We start from the raw sequence: 23,166 nt of genomic DNA, 5'->3' as shown, positions 1-23,166 counted from the left end.
GACGCCGAGTCGGCCTCAGCCGCAGGCCGGCACGTCGATGCTGAGTTCGGGCTCGTCGACGAGCGGTTGCACCGGGATACGGGCCTCACCCTCGACGACGGGTTCCGTCAGCTCGAAAACGATCTCGGCCGTCTCGCCGCGGGGAACCGGGAACTGGACGCTGTACACCGGGTGGCCCAGTTCCTTGCCGGTGAAGCTCATGGCCGCAGTCCCGTTCACCGTCACCTTGTCGAGCCTGGCGCCCTGGGTGGCCACAAGCGACAAGTCCGTGAGATTGGAACCGAACGGCGCGCCGACCGGGTTGTCGAACATGCCCGCCACGTAGTTGGTGTAGTCGCCGGTAGGCAGGTCGTTGGTCAGCCGCACCGTGACCTTCGAGGTCCGGGTATCGCCGTCGCAGGAGCTGGCGGTGTACTCGATCTCGCGTCGCAGGTAGTAGTCCAGCTTGTTGCCGCCCAGGTTGTTGACGACCACGCCCGCATACGGGGCGGAATCCTCGGGAACGGTGTGGCCGAGCGGGGTTCCCGCAAGAACGGCCTGCTCGTCCGGGTTGGCGCTCCACACCGCGAGTCGTCCTTCGCTTGCCGCACGGCCGAGGGCTTCGAGCAGGGCCTGCGGCCGGCTGATGCTGCCCGTCATCCTCTGGACGACCGCCGACGCGACGGTTTCCAGATACCGCTTGCGGGCAGCCTGATCGTCGCCGAAGCGCGAATACGCCGTGGATTCGGTCAGTTCGACGACGTTGTCGGCCGTGATCTTCTCGCCGCCCGGCAACGTCACCGGGCCGACCACCTCGAGGACGTAACTGAGCGCCACCGGATCCGTCGCGACGGCCCCGTCGACGCGTTCGCCCGACTCCTGCTGCCAGATGGACTGCCAGATCTGCGCAGCATACGGGAAGTGCGAGCTGACGTTGCTGTTGCGGAAGTCCACCGTCGGCCGGCTGTGCCCGTAGGTGCGGGCGAAGTCCGGGCCGAGATCGAGAGGTTGGTAGTTGGTTCGCAGCTCCCGGTTGCTCGCCAGGTCGTCGACCCGTACCGCGCCGTCGGCGGCGCGCACGATTCCGAACCCGCCGAGCAGCCCGCCCGTGCCTCGCGCCTCGGCGTTCGTCTGGAAGCCGATGAAGTAGCTGCGCGGCCCCTCGGCGCCCAGCATGGCCGGTGCGATCTCGGCCGCGAGGGAAGTGTTGTGGAACAAACCGGACAATTCGCCTGTCTGGTCCTGCAATTGGGCGCGTGCGTCGTCGATCAGGCCCAGGTAGGTGCCGTCGATGTCCTGCGCCCGGGCGTCCAGCTCGGCGGCCGCGGTCGCGGTGGTCTCGAGGACCGGCGCGGCGTCGCGCAAGGCAGCGAGGTTGATGCGGGCGCCGTCGAGAATCAGCTGATCGGGGGAGACGGCCGAGCCGGCGTCCACGGCGGGCACCAGAACGTCGGATGTGAGACCCGTCACAACGTCGCTCATCTGCTGACTCGACGCGAACGGGCTGCCGAGCCACGGGATCGCCGCGGCGATGCTCCACGGCAGCGAGTGGGTGGAGTCCTGCGCCTGCTTCGCGTACTTGTCGGCGTCGCCAGCGGTGCGCAGGGCCGTCTCGGTATCACCCGCCAGCAGGGCACTTTTCGAGCTCGTCGCGTACTCCCGGGCCTGCTCGAGACTCGACTTGGCCTGCAGCCCTTCGTAAGCCAGCCAGACGCCCATCCCGACGACGACGACCGCTCCTGCGGTGCAACCGATCGCGATGTTCCGGCGCTTGCGGCGCTCCTGTGCGATCTGCTCGTCGGTCTTGCGCCGGCGCACCTTGCGTCGGCCTGGTTCCGGCGAAAGTGACTCGTCGGTAACATCGTTCACGCGGTCCTGCCCCCTTCGATTCCTCCGGGGTGACCATAACCGAGAAACGGGTCAGCTGGTCGGTTCGAGTGGTGAGTAACGCCGGGGATCGTTAGGGTCGATGTATTCGACGGTGATGGATGCAGGGAGGCGTCCACGTCGTTGTCGATCGATGGGTCCCCACTGCACGCCCGTCGATCTCGAGGGAAACACGAGGGGGTGCGGTGCCGTCTTTTGCCATGTCCACGAGTCAGCGTGGACTGTGGTTCGCTCAGCAGCTCACCCCGGACGTCCCGTTCACCATCGCCCAGTACCTGGACCTGCACGGCCCGCTCGACGCCGACCTGATCCGCGCCGCCTGCAACCAGGCCGCCCGCGAGGTCGAATCCGGAACCCTGTTCCTCGAGCTGGTCGACGGCGAGCCCCGCCAGCGGGTGATCCCCGACGTCGACGACTACCCCGGCTACCTGGACCTGCGCGGCCACGACAATCCCGAGGCCGAGGCGCGACGGTGGATGGACGAGACATACACCCGTCCGCTCGACCCGCTGCGCGACCGGCTCATCGCCACCACCCTGATCCAGCTGGCCGACGAGCACTTCTACCTGTTCACCTACATCCACCACCTCGCCCTCGACGGGCACGGCGGCATGGTGATGCTCGGCCGCAGCGCCGAGCTGTACACGGCGTGGGCGCGCGGGGAGGAACCGCCGCCGATCCGGGCGCTGAGCCTCGAGCAGATCGCCGAGCACGAGGGCGCCTACGTCGGCAGCACGCGGCAGGCCGCCGACCGCGAGCACTGGGCGCGGCGTCTGGTGGACCTGCCGCCGCCCGTCACGCTCGCCCCCGGATCCGCCGCGCCCACGATGCCGTGCCGGCACGTCGGCGCGGAACTCACCGCCGAGGTGACCGCCGCCGTGGCCGACCTGGCGGGCAGCGCCAACTCCACCGACGTGCCGATCGTCGTCGCCGCCTTCGCGGCGTACCTGGCCCGCATGAACGCCGCCACGGACGTCGCGCTGAGCCTGCCGGTCTCGGCCCGCACCACCGCGCCGCTGCGCCGCTCGGCCGGCTCGATCTCGAACATCGTGCCGCTGCGGGTGCGCGTGGAACCCGACGTCACCGTCGCCGACCTGGTGCGGCGCGTGCAGGTGGAGCTGACCGGGGCGTTGCGGCACCAGCGGTACCGGTACGAGGACATGCTGCGCGACCTGCACGCCGTCGGCGATCACCGGGAGACGCGCAGCGCGTTCGGGCCCGTGGTGAACCTGATGATGTTCAACCCGGCATACGCGTACGGCGACATCTCCGGCGAGTACAACCTGCTCTCCACCGGCCCGGTCGACGACCTGTCGGTGAACGTGTACGCCGGGATCGCCGGGCGCAGCGTGCGGGTGGACTTCGAGGCCAACCCGCGGCTGTACGGCGACGAGACGCTCACCCGGCACCACCGCCGCTTCCTGGACTTCCTCGGCGCGTTCGCGCGGTCGGCCGAGCACGCCGTCGGGGATCTGCCGCTCGCGACGCCCGACGAACTCGCCGGCCTCGTGCCCGCGCGCGGCCCGCAGGCCGAGGGCGGGTGCCTGCTGGCCGACGTGCTCACCGCGCACGCCGGCTCGGACCGCGTCGCCGTGCGCGACGGCGCCGTCCCGCTCACCTACCGGGAACTGGACGAGCGTTCAACTGCGCTCGCGCGCAAGCTCATTGCCATCGGCGTCGGACCCGACGACCGGGTCGCGGTGCTGCTGCCGCGCTCGGCCGCCTCGGTGATCGCGCTGTGGGCCGTCGCCAAGGCCGGCGCCGCCTACACCCCGATCGACCCGGGCACCCCGGCGCTGCGGCTCGCCGGACTGCTGCGTGACGTGCCCGTCGCGGTGTGCGGCGACGACGTCGCCCTGCCCGACGGCGTCACCCGCGTCGATCCGGGCGACGGCGAGACGTCGTCGGCGCCGTTCGAGGTGGGGGAGCGGGTGCGTCCGCTGCACCCCGAGCACCTCGCGTGGGTGATCCACACGTCGGGCTCCACCGGCACCCCCAAGGCCGTCGCCGTCAGCCACCGCGGACTCGCCGGACTCGTCGCGACGCTGCGCGCGCGGTATGCGGCCGACGCCGACTCGCGCGTGCTGCACCTGGCCGCACCGAGTTTCGACGCGTCGCTGCAGGAACTGCTGCTGGCCTTCGACGCCGGCGCCACCCTGGTGATCTGCCCGCCCGACGTCGTCGGCGGACCGGACCTGGCCGCGCTGCTGCGTGAGCAGGCCGTCACCCACGCCATCACCGCGCCCGCCGTCCTGGCCGTCACGCCCGAGAACGACCTGCCGGCGTTGCGGATGCTCGACGCGGGCGGGGAGGCGCTGCCGGTCGACGTCGCCGACCGGTGGTCGCGCGGGCGCACCATGCTCAACGCGTACGGGCCCACCGAGACCACCGTCCTCGCCACGCTCAGCGACCCGCTGCGCCCGGGTGGGGGCGTGCCCATCGGTGCACCCGTCCACGGCGTGACGGCGCTCGTGCTCGACGCGCGGCTGCGGCCCGTGCCCGTCGGCGCGGTCGGCGAGCTGTATCTGGGCGGGCCGGCCGTCGCGCGCGGCTACCTCGGAGACCCGGCGCTGACCGCGGCCCGGTTCGTCGCGTCGCCGTTCGGCCGCGTGTACCGCACGGGAGACCTGGTGCGCTGGAGCCGTGCGCGTTTCTGGTCGTCGGAGCTACCAGAAACGCGCACGGGCGGCGGGGGTGCGCTGGAGTTCGTCGGGCGCGCCGACCGGCAGGTCAAGATCCGCGGCTACCGCATCGAACCCGGCGAGGTCGAGGCGGCGCTCACCGGGCTCGACGGGGTCGCGAGCGCGGCCGTCGTCGTCCACGGCGACACCCTCGCGGCCTACGTCGTCGGCGACGCCCTGCCCGACGACGTGCACGCCCGGCTCGCCGAACGCCTGCCCGCCTACCTGCGGCCCGCGACGATCACCGTGCTCGACGCGCTGCCGCTCACCCCGGGCGGCAAGATCGACCGTCGCGCCCTGCCCGCCCCCGCCGTCGACACGGCCACCGGCTCGCGGGCGCCCGCCGGACCCACCGAGACCCTCGTCGCGCGGCTGATGTGCGAGATCGTCGGCGTCGAGACGGTCGGCGCCGACGCGAACTTCTTCGCCCTCGGCGGACATTCGCTCGGCGCAGCCCAGCTCGCCGCGCGGCTCGGCGCCGCCCTCGGCCGCGACGTGCACCTGCGCGACGTGTTCGACCATCCCACCGTCGCCGCGCTCGCCGCCTCCGTCGACGCCGGACCGGCGGCGACCGTGCCGGCCCCGTCGCGCTCGGCCGACGACACGCCCGCCCCGCTCGCCCCCGCGCAGCACCGGCTGTGGCTGCTCGCCCACGGCGACACCGCCGCCTACCACCTGCCGTTCGCGCTGCACCTCGACGGCACCCTCGACACGGACGCGCTGCGCGCCGCGCTCGGCGACGTCCTCGACCGGCACGAGATCCTGCGGACGGTGTTCACCGAACCCGGCCCCCGCCAACACGTCCGGCCCGTCGCCGAGGTGCTGCCCGACCTCGACGCCGAACCCGTCGACCCCGCCGACGTGGACGCCCTGATCGCCGAGTGGGCCGCCGCGCCGTTCGACCTCACCACCGACATCCCGCTGCGGGCGCGCCTGCTGCGGGTGGGACCGGACCGGCACGTGCTCGCCGTCGTCGCCCACCACATCGCCATGGACGGCGCGTCGTTCGTGCCGCTGACCCTCGACGTCGCCGCCGCCTACACCGCCCGCGCCGCCGGGCACGGGCCGCGATGGGAGCCGCTGCCGCTGCAGTACGCCGACTACGCCCGCTGGCACCGCGCCCTGCTCGGCGACGAGGACGACCCCGACAGCCTCGCCGCCCGCGAACTCGCGCACTGGACCACCGCGCTCGCCGGACTCGGCGAGGCCCCCACCCTGCCCACCGACCGTCCCCGCACCGGCAGCCCCGGACCGGCCGAGTCCCTCGAATTCGCCGTCCCCGCCGCGCGGTTCGAGGCGCTGCGCCGCCTGGCTGCCGCGCACGACGCCACCGCGTTCATGGCCGTGCACGCCGCCGTCGCCGTGTGGCTGTCCACGTGGACCGGCGGGCGCGACGTCGCCGTCGGCTCCGGCACCGCCGGCCGCGAACACCCCGACCTCGACGCCCTCGTCGGCATGTTCGTCGGAACCGTCGCGCTGCGGCTCGACGTGGACCCGGCCGCGTCGTTCACCGACCTGCTCGCCGCCGCCCGTCGCACCGACCTCGACGCGTACGCGCACGCGACGGTGCCGTTCGACCGCGTCGTCGACACGCTCGGCTTCGCCCCGTTCCAGGTGATGCTCGCCTACGACAACGTCGCCGTGCCCGACCTCGACCTGCCCGGCCTGCGGGTGCGCGCCGAGGAGATCCCGTCCGGCCGTGCCCGATTCGACGTCGAGCTCGCGGTGCGGGAGCTGCCCGACGGCGCGCTCGCCGGTCGGGTGATCTACGACGGCGGGCTGTTCGAACGCGCGACGGTCGCCGCCGCGGTGGCCCGGCTGCACGCGGTGCTCGACGCGGCCGTCGCCGCGCCGGATGCACCCGTCGGCGATCTCGACGTCGGGGCCCCCGAGATCGTCGTGGCCCCGGCCGGGCCGGTCGCGACGCTGCCGGAACTGCTCGCCGCGCACCCGGTGCACGTCGTCGCGCCGGGCGGTGCGCCGATCGAGTTGATCCCGGCCGCAACACCGTTGGCGTGGCACCTGCTCGAGCGCGGGCTCGGGCCGGAGGACCGCGTCGCGATCCTGCTGCCGCGGTCGGTGGAGTCGGTGCGCGCGGTGGCGGCCGTCGCGCTGACCGGGGCGGCGTTCGTGCCCGTCGACCCCGCCCAGCCCGCCGCGCGCATCGCTCGCCTGCTCGCCGACGCCGAGGTGCGGCACGCCGTCGCCCGGCCCGGCACGTCGCTGCCCGACGGCGTCGCCCGGATCGACCCGGACGCCGGAGCCGCGCGGTCGGGGGCGATCACCGACGCCGACCGGGTGCGTCCGCTGCGGCCCGACCACGCCGCGTACGTCGTCTACACCTCCGGCTCGACCGGCGCGCCGAAGGGCGTCGTCGTCACCCATCGGGGGCTCGCGCCGCTCGGCGCGGCGCTGCGTCGTCGCATGGACCTCGACCCGCAGGCGCGGGTGCTGCACTTCGCGTCGCCCGCGTTCGACGCGTCGGTGCTCGAATACCTCCTGGCTGCCGCGGCCGGCGGCACCCTCGTCGTCGCGCCGGCCGACGTGTACGGCGGCGACGAACTGCTGGAACTGCTGCGCGCCGAACGCATCACGCACTGGTTCTCCACCCCCGCGGTGCCGGCCCTGCTGGACCCGGCGGGGCTGGACGCGCTGCGGGTGCTCGCCGTCGGTGGGGAGGCGTGGCCGGCCGAGACCGCCGCCCGCTGGGCGCCCGGTCGCACCATGCTCAACGTGTACGGGCCCACCGAGACCACCGTCCTCGCCACCGCCAGCGCGCCGCTGGTGCCGGGGGAGCGGCTGACCATCGGCACCGGCCTCGACGGTGTGACCGCCCTCGTCCTCGGCCCGCGGCTGCGGCCCGTGCCCGTCGGCGTGGTCGGGGAGCTGTACCTGCTCGGGCCGGGCGTCGCGCGCGGCTATCTCGGCATGCCCGGGCAGACCGCGAGCCGGTTCGTCGCGTCGCCGTTCGGCGGTGGTCGCATGTACCGCACGGGCGACCTGGTGCGCTGGAGCGGTGCGTCCTTTGGGTTGCCAGGGCAGCCCAAAAGACGCACCGGCGGCGGAGCCGCCCTGGAGTTCGTCGGGCGGGTGGACCATCAGGTCAAGCTGCGCGGGTTCCGGATCGAGCTCGGCGAGATCGACGCCACCCTCACCGGGCACCCGGCGGTCGCCGCCGCGGTCACCGTCGTGCGGGGGGACGCGCTCGCCGCGTACGTGCACGGACCCGACACCGCCCGCCTCGACCCGGCCGAGCTGCGGGAGTTCGCGGCCGCGCGGCTGCCGCGGCACATGGTGCCCGCCACCGTCACCGTCCTCGACGCGCTGCCGATGACGAGCACCGGCAAGATCGACCGCGCCGCGCTGCCCGCGCCCGTCGTCGCGCCCGGCGCCCCGGCCGGATACCGCAGCGCCGCCGAGGAACTCGTCGCCGGGGTCGTCGCCGACCTGCTCGGCCTGCCCGCCGTCGCCGCCGACGACGACTTCTTCGCGCTCGGCGGAAACTCGCTGCTCGCCACCCAGCTCGCCGCGCGGCTCGGCACCGTCGCCGGCCACCGCGTCGGCGTGCGGGAGATCTTCGAGCACCCCACCGTCGCCGGTCTCGCCGCCGCCGTCGCCGATCCGCTCAGCGGCGAACGCCTGCCGCTGCTGCCGACCGGCGACACCGGCCCGGTGCCGCTAGCCCCCGCCCAGCAGCGGATGTGGCTCGCCAACCGGTTCGACGTCGCCGACGCCGCCCCCGGCGACCACATCGCGTTCGTCGTCGACCTCGACGCCGGCACCGACCTCGACGCCCTCGCGGACGCCGCCGCGGACGTGCTCGCCCGGCACGCCGTGCTGCGCACCGTGCACCCCGACGGCCCGGACGGCCCGGCGCAGCAGGTGCTGCCCCGCATCGACCTCGACCTCGAGCCGCACGCGGCGCCCACCGATCTCGACGCCACCGACCTCGACGTCGCCGACTTCGCCCGCGCCGGTTTCGATCTCACCGTCGACCCGCCGCTGCGCACCCGCCTGTACCGCACCGCCGCCGGCTACACCCTCGCGGTGGTGCTGCACCACGTCGCCGTCGACGGCCTGTCGCTGCTGCCGCTCGGCCGCGACCTCGCCGTCGCCTACGCCGCCCGGCGCGACGGACGCAGCCCCGCGTGGCCGCCGCTGCCGGTCACCTACCGCGACTTCGCCCGCTGGCAGCACACCCTGCTCGGCGACCCCGCCGACCCCGACAGCCTCGCCGCCCGGCAACTCGCCCACTGGACCCGCACCCTCGCCGGCGCCCCGCCGCTGCTCGCCCTGCCCACCGACCGGCCCCGCGGCGACGGCGACTCCACCGCCGGGCGCGTGACCTTCTCGGTGCCCGCCGAACTGCACGCCGCCGTCGACAAGCTCGCCCGCGCCCACGACGCGACGACGTTCATGGTCGTGCACGCCGCGCTGTCCGTGCTGCTCGCGACGCTCGCCGCCACCGAGGACGTCACCGTCGGCACCCCCGTCTCCGGGCGCATCGACCCCATGCTCGACGACGTGGTCGGCATGTTCGTCGGCACCGTCGCGCTACGGCTGCCCGTACCCGCCCGCGCGACGTTCGCGGAACTGCTCGCCGACGCCCGCCGCGTCGACCTCGACGCATTCGCCCACGCCGACGTGCCGTTCGACCGGGTCGTCGACGCGCTCGGCGCCTCCACCGCCGGCCACCACCCGATCTTCCAGGTGATGCTCGCCTACGAGAGCTTCGCGCTGGACGGCCTCGACGTGCCCGACGTCACCGGTGTGCGCGAGCTGTCCACCGGCACCGCCCGATTCGACCTCGAGGTGACCGTCCGCGAGAACCGCTCCGACGCGGGCACCCCCACCGGGCTCGACGGCGTGCTGACCTACGACCGCGGCCTGTTCGACCACGACACCGTCGCGGGGTGGGCGCCGTTCCTGCTGCGCATCCTCGACGCCGTCACCGCAGACCCGGCCGCCGCCGTCGGCGACATCGACCTGCTCGGCCCCGACGGCGACACCTCCGTACCATCGGCGGACCCGGCGACGGCCACGCTGCCCGCGCTCGTCGCCGAGCAGGCGCGGCGCCGGCCCGACGCGATCGCGCTCACCCACGGCGACGACACCCTGACCTACGGGCAGCTGCACGCCCGCTCCGGGGCGCTCGCCGCGCTGCTCGCCGAGCGCGGACTCGGCGTCGAGGACGTCGTCGCCGTCGCGCTGCCCCGCTCCCTCGACCTGGTGGTGGCGATCCTCGCCGTCGCCCGCGCCGGCGCGGTGTACCTGCCGCTGGACGTCACGCACCCGCCGGCGCGGCTGCGTGCCCTGCTCGACGACGCCGCCCCCGTTGCGGTGCTGTGCGACACAGACTTCGCGGTCGATGTGGAAGTACCTGCGCTGCAGATCGATTCGACGGAGATCCGGGAACGCCTGGACGCCGGCGGCGAATGCGACGCGGCAGTCCCGGCCGGGGCGGGCGCGTACCTGATCTACACCTCCGGCTCCACCGGCACCCCCAAGGGCGTGCTCGTCAGCCACGAGGCCGCCGCCGCGGTGTTCGCCGCCACCGCCGACTTCGGGTTCGGGCCGCGCGACGTGTGGACGCTGTTCCACTCCCCGGCCTTCGACTTCTCCGTGTGGGAGATGTGGGGTGCACTCACCACCGGCGGCCGGCTCGTCGTCGTCGACCACTACACCGCCCGCGACCCCGGCGCCTTCGCCGCGCTGCTCGACGGGGAGGGTGTCACCGTCCTCAACCAGACCCCCACCGCGTTCCACCAGCTCGCCACCGTCGACACCCCACTGGACACGGTGCGGCTGCTGATCTTCGGCGGCGAGGCCCTCGACCCCGAACAGGCCCGGCCGTGGCTCGCGGACCGGCCGCACGTGCGCGCGGTGAACATGTTCGGCATCACCGAGACCACCGTGCACGTCACCCGCGGACCCGCCGACCAGCCCGGCGTCGGCCGGCCCCTGCCCGGGCTGGACGTGCAGATCCTCGACCGGTCGCTGCGCCGCACCCCACCCGGCACCGTCGGCGAACTCTACGTCGCCGGAACGCAACTCGCCCGCGGCTACCGCGACCGCCCCGCCCTGACCGCTGCGCGGTTCGTCGCCGCGCCCGGCGGCGTCCGCCGCTACCGCACCGGCGATCTCGGCCGCCGCGGCCGCGACGGCGTGCTGCACCACCGGGGCCGCGCGGACGACCAGCTCGAACTGCGCGGCTACCGCATCGAACCGGGCGAGATCGAGGCCGCGCTGCTGCGCTGCGACGGCGTCACCCAGGCCGCCGTGGTGCTGCGCGACGCCCGGCTCGTCGCCTACCTCGTCGGCGGCACCCCCACCGCGGCGCTGCGCGAGCTGCGCCGCACCCTGCCCGACTACCTCGTGCCTGCCGCCGCCGTCGCGCTGGAGGCGCTGCCGCGCACCGCCAACGGCAAACTCGACCGGTCGGCGCTGCCCGCGCCCACCGTCGCACCCAGTGGCGGCCTCGCCCCGCACGGGCCGCTCGAGGAACTCGTCGCCGAGGTGTACCAGGAACTGCTCGCCGCCGGACCCGTCGGCGCCGACGACGACTTCTTCGACCTCGGCGGCAACTCGCTGCTCGCGACCCGCCTCGCCGGGCGCCTCGCCGACATCGCCGACGTCGACGTCACCGTCCGCGACGTGTTCGTCGCCCCCACCGTCACCGACCTCGCCGCCCTGCTCGCCGCCCGCGCCGGCACACCCCGCCGCCGCGCCCCGCTCGTCGCGGCCGGCGACGACACCCCCGCGCCGCTGTCCCCGGCGCAGCAGCGGCTGTGGTTCGTCAACCGCCTCGACCCCGAATCCGGCAGCTACAACCTGCCGTTCGCGGTGCGTCTCGACGGCCGGCTCGACGTCGCGGCACTGACCACCGCCGTCGCCGACGTCTTCGGCCGGCACCGCACCCTGCGCACCGTCTACCCCGACCCCACCGCGCAGGTGGTACGGCCCGTCGCGCGACCCGTCCTCGAACCCGTCGCCGTGCCCGCCGAGGGGCTCGACGAGTTCGTCCGCGAGTTCGCCGCCCCCGGGTTCGACCTCACCGACGAGCCGCCCGTGCGGATGCGGCTGTACCGGCTCGGGCCGCAGCGGCACGTGCTCGCCGTGGTCGTGCACCACATCGCCGCCGACGAGTGGTCGCTCACCCCGCTGCTGCGCGACATCGTCGACGCCTACACCGCCCGGCTCGCCGGGCACGAGCCACGGTGGGCGCCGCTGCCCGTGCAGTACACCGACTTCAGCCGCTGGCAGCGCGCCGGCGCCGACGCGCAGCTCGAACACTGGACGGGCGTGCTCGCCGGCCTGCCCGACGAGGTGACCCTGCCCGGTGACCGGCCACGGCCCGCCCGCCCCACCGGGCGCGGCGCCACCCACCGCACGAGCGTGGAGCCCGTCGTCGCCGAGGGTGTGTCGCGGCTCGCGCGGGAAGGTCGCGCGACGACGTTCATGGTGCTGCACGCGGCGCTGGCCGTGCTGCTGGCCCGGCACGGCGCCGGCGCCGACATCGCCGTCGGCACCGTCGTCGCCGGGCGCGGCGACCCGCAGCTCGACGACCTCGTCGGCATGTTCGCCGGCACCCTCGTGCTGCGCACCCCCGTCGACCCGGACGCCGCGTTCGCCGACCTGCTCGCCGACGTCCACGCCCGGGACCTGGCCGCCTACACCCACCCGGACGCGCCGTTCGAGACCCTCGTCGAGCGCCTCAACCCGGCCCGCAACCCGGCGCGGCACCCGCTGTTCCAGGTCGCGCTGTCGCTGCGGCGCCCCACCGTCGACGCGTTCGAGCTGCCCGGCCTGACCGCGCGGGTGCTGCCGGTGGCCGACGAACACGCCAACTTCGACCTCCAGCTCGTCGTCACCGAGACCGGCACCGACGTCGACCTCGAATTCGTCTACGCCACCGACCTGTACGACGCCGGCACCGTCGTCGCGTTCGCGGACCGGTACGTCGCGATCCTGCGCGCCGCCGTCGCCGACCCGGCCGTGCGGATCGGCGACATCGACCTGCTCACCGAGCCGGAACGGGCCGCGCTCGTCCCCGCCGCCGGACCCGAGCCCGCCCCGGCGCGGACGCTGTGGCAGTGGCTGGCCGACGGTGCCTCCCGCGGCGGCGACGGTATCGCCGTGCGCGCCGGCGACGTGGAACTGACGTATCCGCAACTCCTCTCGCGCGCCGAGGAGCTCGCCGCTCGGCTGCATGCCGCCGGCGTCCGGCCCGGCACGGCCGTCGCGTGCGCCCTGCCCCGCTCGCTCGACGCCGTCGTCGCCGTGTGGGGGATCGCCCGGCTGGGGGCCGCGCCGATGCTCGTCGACCCGGCCCAGCCCGCCGCGCGGCTCGCTGCCATGCTCGCCGGCACGACCGTCGGTGTCACCGGCGCCGCGCACCTCGGGTCGCTGCCCGACGCCGTGACCTGGCTCGACGTCGCCGACACCCGCGACGGCACCGTCGCGGTGGCCGACCCGGATCCGGGCGCGCCCGCCTATCTGGTGTTCACCTCCGGCACCAGCGGAAACCCCAAGGGCGTCAGCATCACTCACCGCGGGGTCGGTGCCCTCGTCGAGGATCTGACGGAGCTGTTCGCCGCCGCGCCCGGTGACCGCATGCTGCACGTCGCGTCGCCGAGCTTCGACGCGGCGATGCTCGAGCTGCTCGTCGCGGGTACGTCCGGCGCGACCCTCGTCGTCGCCGGGGCCGACGCCTACGGCGGCGACGCCCTCGCTGACCTGCTCGCGGGTGAACGCATCACCCACGCCTGCCTGACCCCGTCGGCACTGGCGACGGTGCCGTCACGCGCACTGCCCGACCTGCAGGCGCTCATGCTCGGCGGCGAGGCCGTGAGCGACGAGCTCGTCGCGCGGTGGGGCGCGGGCCGTCGCCTCTACAACGGGTACGGCCCCGCCGAGGCCACGGTCTTCGCGACCTGTTCGTCGCCGCTGACGCCCGGCGCGGACGTCGTGATCGGCACACCCGTGCGCGGGGTCGAGGCCGTCGTGCTCGACGAGCGGCTGCGGCCCGTGCCCACGGGCGTCGCGGGGGAGCTGTACCTGGCGGGGGAGCGGCTCGCCGACGGCTACCGCGGCGATCCCGGCCGCACCGCGACCCGGTTCGTCGCCGCACCCGGCGGCCGTCGCCGGTACCGCACGGGCGACCTGGCCCGCTGGGCCGGTGTGTCCTTTGGGCGGCCAGGGCAGCCCAAAGGACACACCGGCGACGGAGTCGCCTTGCGGTTCGTCGGGCGCAGCGACGATCAGGTCAAGCTGCGCGGGGTGCGGATCGAGCCGGGGGAGGTCGATGCCGCGCTGCGCGGGGTGGCCGGGGTGCGGCAGGCGGCGACCGTCGTGCGCGACGGGGCGCTCGTGTCCTACGTCGTGCCCGCCACCGTCGACGCCGACGACGCGCGCCGGCAGCTGCGCCGCAGCCTGCCCGCCCATCTCGTGCCCGTCGCCGTCGTGCCGCTCGACGCGGTCCCGCGCACCGCGCACGGCAAGCTCGACGTCGCGCGGCTGCCCGCACCCGACCTCGGCGGCCGCGACGAACCCGGCACCGACACCGAGACCCTCGTCGCGCGGATCTTCGGCGAACTGACCGGAACCGACCCCGGCCGCGGCGACGACTTCTTCGCCGTCGGCGGCAACTCGCTGCTCGCCACCGTCCTCGTCGGCCGGCTCCGCGAGGAGACCGGCACCGCGGTGCCGCTGCGGCTGATCTTCGAACACCCCACCGTCGAGTCCCTCGCCGCCGCGCTCGACGCCGGCGGACTCGACGCCGACACCGGGCCGGTGCCCGTCCACCCCCGCCCCGACCGGATCCCGCTGAGCCGGGCGCAACACCGCTTGTGGGGACTGAGCCGCCTCGACCCCGACGCCTACCGGCTGCGCGCCGACGTGCACCTGACCGGACCCCTCGACGTGCCCGCCCTCGAGGCTGCGCTCGACGACGTCGTGGCGCGGCACGAGATCCTGCGCACCCGCATCGTCGTCGACGAGCAGGGCCCGCATCAGGTCCTCGCGGACCGCGGTGTCCACTGGGACCTCGAGGAGGCCGGAAGCGCCCGGCGGCTGCGGCTCGCGGTCGACCATGCTGCGGCGGACGGGGCGTCGCTCGCGCCGCTGCTGCGCGACCTCGCCGTCGCCTACGCCGCCCGCGCGGCCGGGCAGCCGCCGCGGTGGGAGCCGCTGCCGCTGCAGTACGCCGACTACGCGCTGTGGGAACAGACCCGCGGGATCCCCGAGCCGGACGTCGCGCACTGGCGACGCGCCCTCGACGGCCTCGACCCCGTCGAACTACCGACGGAAACAACCACTTCCGAGGCGGTGGCGGAGACCGTCGCGTTCGGGGTGCCCGCCGACGTGCGCGCCGGGATCGCCGCGCTCGCCCGCGCCCACGGCGCCACCGAGTTCATGGTGCTGCACGCCGCGCTGTCGGTGCTGCTCGCCCGCGTCGGCGCCGGCCACGACGTCGCCGTCGCCGCCGTCGTCTCCGCCCGCCGCTGGGCGCAGGTCGAACAGCTCGTCGGCCCGTTCCTCGACACCCTCGTGCTGCGCGCCCGCGTGGAACCCGACATGCCGTTCGCCGGGCTGCTCGCGCAGGTCCGCGACTTCGACGTCGCCGCCCTCGACCACGCCGGGGTGCCCTACGAGCAGATCCTCGCCGGCCTGTCCGGCCGCGTCCCGCAGGTCGCGCTCGCCCTGCAGGACTTCACCCTCGACCCCGTCCGGATCGGGGACCTCACCGTCGAGGCGCAGGAAGTCCTCGCCGGCGCACCGAAGTTCGACCTGCAGTTCGCGCTCGCGCCCGCCGCGGACGGCTACACCGGCACCCTCGTGCACGACGCGTCCCGGTTCGCCGGACCCACCGCGCGCCGGCTCGCCGACCGGTTCGTCGCCGTCCTGCGGCACGTCGTCGCCGCACCCGACGCGCTCGTCGGCGACCTGCCCGTCGCCCGGCCCGCCGCCCCGTTGACCGGAGCCGACCCCGCCCCCGCCCGCACGCTGCCCGAGCTGCTGCGCGCCACCGCCGCCGCGCACCCCGACCGGGAAGCGCTGCGCGAGGGCGAGACCGCGCTGACCTACCGCGAACTCGACGCCCGCTCCGACGCGCTCGCCGACGAGCTGCGCGCCGCCGGCGCCGGCCCCGGCACCGTGATCCCGATCGACCGGCCCCGCGGCCTCGACCACGTGCTGCGGCTGTGGGCGATCACCAAGACCGGCGCCGCCTTCACCAGCGCCGCCTCCACCAGTGCCGCCTCCACCAGTGCCGCCGCCACGAGTGCCACCTCCACCGGTGCCGCCGACGAGCCCGCCCCGGCGAACGTCGCGTACGTCGTGTCGACGTCCGGTTCGACCGGCGCTCCCAAACGTGTCGCCGTCACCCACACCGGTCTCGCGCCGCTCGCCGCCGAGGCCGCCCGCCGCTACCGCGTCGGACCCGGCGACCGCGTGCTGCAGGGCTACCACCCGGCGTTCGACGCGGCCCTGCTCGAGCTGCTGCTCGCCCACACCACCGGCGCGACCCTCGTCGTCGCCCCGCCGGAGGTGTACGCGGGCGCGGACCTGCAGCACCTGCTGCGCACCCAGCGCATCACCCACTACCTGTCCACCCCCGCGGTGCTCGGCACCCTCGACCCGCAGCAGCTGCCCGACCTGCGGGTCGTCGCCTCCGGCGGCGAAACCCTGCCGCCCGCGCTCGCCGCCCGCTGGACCCAGGGCTCGGGTGCGGCGGCCCGGCACATGCTCGACGCGTACGGACCCACCGAGGCCACCATCGTCGCGACCCTCGCCGACGTCGACGGCCGCGGCGGCATCGGCCGGCCCGTCCCCGGCACCGTCGCGCACGTCCTCGACGCGCGGCTGCGCCCGGTGCCCGACGACGCCGTCGGCGAGCTGTACCTGGCCGGGACGTCCGTGGCCCTCGGCTACCTCGGCGCCCCCGGCCTCACCGCGCAGCGGTTCGTCGCCGCACCTGGTGGCACCCGCCGCTACCGCACGGGCGACCTCGTGCACCGCCGCCCCGACGGCACCCTCGCCTTCCGGGGCCGCACCGACCGGCAGCTCAAGGTCCGCGGCGTGCGCATCGAACCCGGCGAACTCGAGGCCGCCCTGCTCGCGCAGCCCGGCATCCGGCACGCTGCCGTGCTGGTCTCCGGCGGCGCGCTCGTCGCCTTCGCCGCCGCCGACCCGGACGTCGACGACACCCGCGTGCGGGCCGGTCTCGCCGAAATCGTTCCCCCGCAGCGTATGCCGGCCCGGCTGCGGCTGCTGCGGCAGCTGCCGACCACCGTCAACGGCAAACTCGACGTCGCCGCCCTGCACGAACTCGACACCGTCCGCGACGACGCCGCCGACGACCGGCCCCTCACCGACGTCGAGGACCTCGTCGTCACCGTCGCCGAGAGCGTGCTCGGCGCCCGGCCCGACATCCACGCCGGGTTCCTCGCCGCCGGCGGCGACTCGCTGTCCGCCGTCGTCCTCGCCGCCCGCCTCGCCGACGCCTTCGGCGTCGACGTGCCCGCCCGCGCGGTCCTGCAGGCCCCCACACTCGCGGCGCTCGCCGCGCACCTGCGCGACGGCGACACCACCCGGATCCCGTTGCGCCGCTATGACGACGATACCGCCACCCCGCTCGCCCCCGCGCAGCAGCGGCTGTGGCTGCTCGGCCGCGCCGAACCGCGCAGCGCCGCGTACACCGTGCCCGTCGCGCTGCACCTGAGCGGCGACCTGGACACCGCCGCGCTGGCCGCTGCGGTCGGCGACGTCGCCGACCGGCACGAGGTGCTGCGCACCGCCTACCCCGACGGCGTCGCCACCGTGGTGGATCCGCCTGTGCTCGAGACGGTTCCGGGCACCGACGTGACCGCCGCCGTGACGGAGGTGTTCACCGCGCCGTTCGACCTCACCGCCGAGGCGCCGCTGCGGATCCGGCTGATCGACCTCGGCGCCGGCGAACGGGTGCTCGCCGCGGCCGTGCACCACATCGCGTTCGACGGCGGCTCGGTCGCGTCGCTGCTGACCGACCTGCAGCACGCCTACGCGGCCCGCGTCGCCGGCGCCGCCCCGATCTGGTGGCCGCTGCCCGTCCGCTACCGCGACTACGCCCGCTGGCACCACGACCTGCTCGGCGACCCCGCCGACCCGGACAGCCTCGCCGCCCGCCAACTCGACCACTGGGCAACGACTCTCGCGGGTCTGCCCGACACGCCGCTGCCGCTGCCCACCGACCGGCCCCGGCCCGCGCGGCCCAGCCACGTCGGCGGCGCTGTCACCGCCCACCTCGACGCCGCCACCCACCGCCGCGTGCGCGACGTCGCGCGCGCCCACGACGCCACCGGGTTCATGGTGCTGCACGCCGTGCTCGCCGCGCTGCTCGCCCGCCGCAGCGGCCGCGCCGACATCGCCGTCGGCACCGCCGTCGCCGGACGCGCCGACCCGCGCCTGCACGCCCTCGTCGGCATGTTCGTCGGCACCCTCACCCTGCGCACCACCGTCGACGGCACCGAGCCGTTCGCGGACCTGCTGCGCCGCGTCCGCACCACCGACCTCGACGCCCTCGCCCACGCGGACGTCCCGTTCGATCAGGTCGTCGCGCGGGTCGCGCCGGCCCGCGGCACCCACCACCCGCTGTTCCAGGTGCTGCTCGCCCACCGCACCGTGCCCGCAGGCGAGGACCTGCCGCAGCTGCCCGGGCTGCGCGTGCGCGAATTCGACGCCGGCGCCCCGGCCGCCCAGTTCGACCTCACCGTCGACGTCACCGACCGCGGCGACGACGGCGTCGACGTGCGTCTCGTGTACGCCACCGACCTGTTCGACGCCGGCACCGCCGAGGCGCTGCTGGACGAGTACCTCGCGCTGCTCGGCGCCGCGCTCGACGACCCCGCCGTCGCCGTCGGCGATCTCGCCGTCCCCGCCCCCGCACCGCTGACCGCGCCCGCCGCGCCGCCGCGGACGCTGCCGCAGATCCTCGCCGCCACCGTCCGCGCCCACCCCGGCGCCATCGCCGTGCGCGCCGGAACCGTCGCCTGGACCTACGCCGGGCTCGACGCCCGCGCCGCCTCCGTCGCCGCACGGCTGCGCGCCCGCGGCGTGACCGGCGTGGTCGCGGTGGCCGTGCCGCGCGGGGAGTACTGGCCGCTCGCGGTGTGGGCCGTCGCGAAGGCCGGTGCGGCGTGGGTGTCCGTCGACCCGGCGCAGCCGCCCGCCCGCGTCGCGACCGTGCTGCGCGACAGCGGCGCCACCGTCGGCCTGACCGTGCCGGGCGCGGCCCCGGCGGGGGAGGGCATCGACTGGCTGGACCTGACCGCCGGCGAGTCCGAAGACGATGCCCCGGATGTCGCCGCCGAGCCGCACCCCGACGACACCGCGTACCTGATCTACACCTCCGGCAGCACCGGCGCCCCCAAGGGCGTCGCCGTGCCGCACCGCGGCCTCACCGCCGTCGCCGACGCGCACGTCCTCGGCATCACGCCGGGCAGCCGGGTGCTGCAGGCCGCGTCGCACACCTTCGACGCGGCGGTGTTCGAACTGCTCACCGCCCACGCGCACGGCGCGACCCTCGTCGTCGCCCCCGACCACGTGTATGCCGGTGGGGCGCTGCAGGAGCTGATCGCCGCCGAGCACGTCACCCACGTCGTCGCCACGCCGTCCGTGCTGGCCACCCTCGACCCGGACGCGCTGCCGCGCCCGGTCACGGTGCTGTCCGAGGGCGAGGCGCTCACCGCGCCCGTCGTCGAACGCTGGCAGCGGCACCGGCTGCTCAACGGGTACGGGCCCACCGAGTTCACGATCGCCGTGTCGTTCGGCGGCCCGTTCGCCCCCGGCGCCCGGCCCACCGCCGGGACCGTCGTCGCCGGCGCCACCGCCCACGTCCTCGATGCGCGCCTGCACCCCGTCCCGGCCGGGGTGATCGGGGAGCTGTACGTGACCGGGCCGAGCCTGGCCCGCGGCTACCACCGCCGAAGCGGGCTCACCGCAACACGATTCGTCGCCGACCCGTACGGCGCGCCGGGCGGGCGGCTGTACCGCACCGGCGACCTCGCCCGCGTCACCGCCGCCGGCGAACTCGACGTCCTCGGCCGCGTCGACGAGCAGATCCAGCTGCACGGCATCCGCGTCGAACCCGCGGAGATCGACGCCGTGCTCACCGCCGCCGACGACGTCGACGCCGCCGTCACCGTCGCCGTGCCCGGCCCCACGGGCGAGACCGTCCTCGTCTCCTACGTGCAGGGCGGCGCCGACGCCGCCGCGCTGCGGGCCCACGCGGCCGCGCACCTGCCGCGGCCGCTGCGGCCCGCCGCGATCACCGTCGTCGACACGCTGCCGCTGCTGCCGTCCGGCAAGGTCGACCGCGCCGCGCTGCCCCGACCCGACTTCGGCGTCCCCGCACACGGTTTCGTGCCGCCCGCCGGCCTGACGGCCGAGGTGGTCGCCGAGGTGTTCGCCCGGCACCTCGACCGGCCCGTGTCCGCCGACCGGGGGTTCTTCGATCTCGGCGGCACGTCGCTCGGCGCCGTCGCCGTCGCCGCCGACCTGCGGGCCGCGCTCGACCGCGACGTCCCGCTCGACTGGCTGCTCACCGCGCCGACCGTCGCCGACCTCGCCGACCGGATCGACCTCGGCGGTGACGACACCGACCCGCTCGCCACCCTGGTGCCGCTCGCGGGACGCCCCGACGGCACCCCGCTGTTCTGCGTCCACCCGATCAGCGGAATGTCTTGGTGCTACACGGGACTCGCGCCGCACCTGCCCGGAGTCGCGCTGTACGGGCTGCAGGCCACCCGGCTCGAGCCGCTGCCGCGCACCGTCGCCGAGTTCGCCGCCCGCTACGTCGACCGGATCCGCACCGTCCAGCCCGACGGCCCCTACCACCTGCTGGGCTGGTCGCTCGGCGGAACCATCGCCCACGAGATGGCCGTGCAGCTGCACGAGGCGGGGCAGCACGTGGCGTCGCTGATCCTGCTCGACACGCTCACCCCCGACACCCTCCCCGACGTCGCGGCCCTGCCGGACGAACCCGTCGTCGAACTCGAGGTGCCCGGCCTGCCGTCGGCGTTCGTCGCCGAGATCCGGGAGCGGGCGCTCGCCGCGGGCGCCGCCCTCGAGGAGGCCGTCACCGCGCACACCCCCCGCGTCCTCGACGGCGACGCGCTGCTGTTCCGCGCCCGGCCCGCCGGACCGGCCGGACCCGACCTCGCGGCGAGCTGGCGACGGCACGTCCGCGGCCGCGTCACCGAGCACCACGTGCCCTACCCGCACTCCGACCTGACCACCCCGGGCGCGCTGGCCGTGATCGGCCCCGCGCTCGCCCAGCACCTGACCGCACGACAGATTTCCGCGCCCGTAGGGTGCACCGACAGTGTCACAGCAACGAGGGAGACACCGTAATGGAAGTACACGACTACCTACGCATCCTGCAGGCGCGATGGAAGATCGTCGCCGTGACGACCGTGGTGGCGGTACTCGGTGCGCTCGGAGCCTCCCTGCTCACCACCCCGATCTACCAGGCGAGCACCCGGCTGTTCGTCTCCACCTCGTCGGGGGCCTCGGTCAACGAGATCTACCAGGGCAACCTGTTCTCGCAGCAGCGCGTCGCCTCCTACACGAAGCTGCTCACCGGCACCACGCTGGCGCAGCGCACCCTCGACCGGCTGGGCCTGTCCGACCTGACGTCGTCGCAGCTGGCGGAGAAGGTCACCGCGTCGTCCGCGCCCGACACCGTGCTCGTCGACGTCAAGGTCGACGACGCGTCGCCCGAACGGGCCCGGGACCTCGCCAACGCCCTCTCCGACGAGTTCGTCGTGATGGCCCGCGAGCTCGAGACCCCCGAGAACGGCGGTGAGCCCACCGCGCGGGTCGTCGTCGAGCAGCACGCCGACACCCCGGCGACCCCGGTCTCGCCGAAGACGAAGCGCAACCTCGCGCTCGGCTTCGCCGTCGGCCTGCTCCTCGGCATCGCGCTCGCGGTGCTGCGCGACCGGCTCGACAACACTGTCAAGGACCGCAAGACGGTCGAGGAACTCTCCGGAACCGGCCTCGTCGGCACCGTCCCGCTCGACAAGGAACGGCAGGAGCACGCGGCGATCGCCTTCCAGGAGTCGAACTCCGGCAGCGCCGAGGCGTACCGGGAGATGCGCACCAACCTGAAGTTCCTCGACGTCGACAACCCGCCGCGCGTCATCGTCGTCACCAGCGCCCTGCCCGCCGAGGGCAAGACCACCACCGCCATCAACACCGCCCTGGTGCTCGCGGAGGCCGGTCACTCCGTCGTGCTCGTCGAGGGGGACCTGCGCCGGCCACGGGTGTCGAAGTACCTCGGGGTCGTCGGCGACGTCGGCTTCAGCACCGTGCTCTCGGGCCAGGCGGGCCTCGAGGACGTGCTGCAGCCCAGCCAGTACCAGGGCCTGTGGGTGCTGGCCTCCGGGGCGCTGCCCCCCAACCCCAGCGAGCTGCTCGGCTCCGACACCGCCAAGCACGTCCTCGACGACCTGCGGGCGCGCTTCGAGTACGTCATCATCGACGGCTCGCCGGTCCTGCCCGTCACCGACTCCGTCGTGCTCGCCGCGGCCACCGACGGCGCACTGCTCATCGCGCGCCACGGCAAGACCACCCGAGAGCAGCTCAGCCGCGCCGTCGGCAACCTCGGCAGCGCCGGCGCGCACCTGCTCGGCACGATCATCACGATGACGCCGAACAAGGGACGCGGCGCCTACGAGTACCGCTACTACTACGAGTCCGACCCGGCGGTGAAGAAGGCCGCCGCGGACGCGCCCGCCCAGCCCGCCGCGCAACCCACCGGCGGCCGTCGCCACCGGGGCGAGCCCAGCCGGCCGGAACCGTACCGGCCGGAACAGCAGGGTCCCGGCGACGCGCAGGCCGGGCAGCACTACCGGACCCCGCAGGCGTACTCCGCCGAGCCCGCCCACCAGCAGTCGGTGCCGACGGCGGTATCGCGGCCCGTCGCGCCCTCGCCCCTGCCGGGCCCGCGCAACGGATCAGTCGTGGATCCGGGCGAGCAGCGGTAGCAGCAGATCGGCGATCTCGGTCCCGACCGCGACGAACGTGTCCTCGTCGCGGCCGATCGGATCGGTCACATCCTCCGGCCCGGGCGCGGGAAACTGCGCCCGGGCCGCGGCCAGTTCGGTGACGGTCTCGGCGCCGCTGAGCTGCTGCAGCCGCGCGGCCTCACGCAGCGTGAACGTCCGCTTGAGCATCCGGGGCGCCGACTGCAGCACGGCCCCGCGATGCGACTCGGCCATCGTGATCACCAGGTCGGCGTCCTGCGCGATGCGCGGCGACAGACGCCGGGCGACGAAGCCGTCGGGTTCGCCGCCGAGCTGACGCAGCACCAGCGCCGCCGTCGGCTCCATGGGCCGGCCCACCATGCCGCGGGTGCCGGCACTGTGGGCGGACAGCTCACCCCGGCCCGCCTCCTTCGCGAAGGCGGTGGTCAACAGCTCGGCGGTGGGCGATCGGCAGATGTTTCCGGTACAGACGTACAGAACCCGCATCGCTCGATCGTAGGCAGCCGAAGGGTCGTTCGTCCGGTTCCCGGGCCGCATGTCCGATTCGGCCGGGGGTCTGTCCGGACCGTTCGGTAGCATCGGGCGGTCGGGAT

At 75.1% G+C, this 23,166-nt stretch carries 4 protein-coding genes; 2 read left to right on the top strand and 2 right to left on the bottom strand.

Features of this window, described 5'->3' with window-relative positions; translation table 11 throughout:
* Positions 1 to 15: 15 nt before the first annotated feature.
* Complete coding sequence (locus ACWPQI_RS19305; RefSeq protein WP_474738858.1) at positions 16 to 1,797, bottom strand: DUF4012 domain-containing protein; 1,782 nt, start codon at positions 1,795 to 1,797, stop codon at positions 16 to 18.
* Between the two features lie 269 nt (positions 1,798 to 2,066).
* On the opposite strand from ACWPQI_RS19305, the gene ACWPQI_RS19300 reads away from it, so the two are divergent.
* Both ACWPQI_RS19300 and ACWPQI_RS19295 read left to right on the top strand, forming a co-directional pair.
* A complete protein-coding gene (locus ACWPQI_RS19300) occupies positions 2,067 to 20,936 on the top strand; it encodes an amino acid adenylation domain-containing protein (RefSeq protein ID WP_474738441.1) in 18,870 nt (6,289 codons plus the stop codon).
* Positions 20,936 to 22,573 (top strand): tyrosine-protein kinase domain-containing protein, encoded by a 1,638-nt coding sequence (locus ACWPQI_RS19295; protein ID WP_010593281.1) that lies wholly within the window; start codon positions 20,936 to 20,938, stop codon positions 22,571 to 22,573. The genes ACWPQI_RS19300 and ACWPQI_RS19295 overlap by 1 nt, the downstream gene beginning before the upstream one ends.
* Here the strand turns inward: ACWPQI_RS19295 and ACWPQI_RS19290 are convergent.
* Positions 22,544 to 23,059: an arsenate reductase/protein-tyrosine-phosphatase family protein gene (locus tag ACWPQI_RS19290; RefSeq protein WP_010593280.1), complete on the bottom strand. Its 516-nt coding sequence runs from the start codon at positions 23,057 to 23,059 to the stop codon at positions 22,544 to 22,546. The two genes, ACWPQI_RS19295 and ACWPQI_RS19290, sit on opposite strands and share 30 nt — an antisense overlap.
* Between the last annotated feature and the right edge of the window lie 107 nt (positions 23,060 to 23,166).

Source organism: Rhodococcus sp. LMD, from assembly GCF_056108245.1.
Note: the sequence above shows the minus strand (reverse complement) of the source record. Positions and strands in the feature narration are given on the sequence as shown.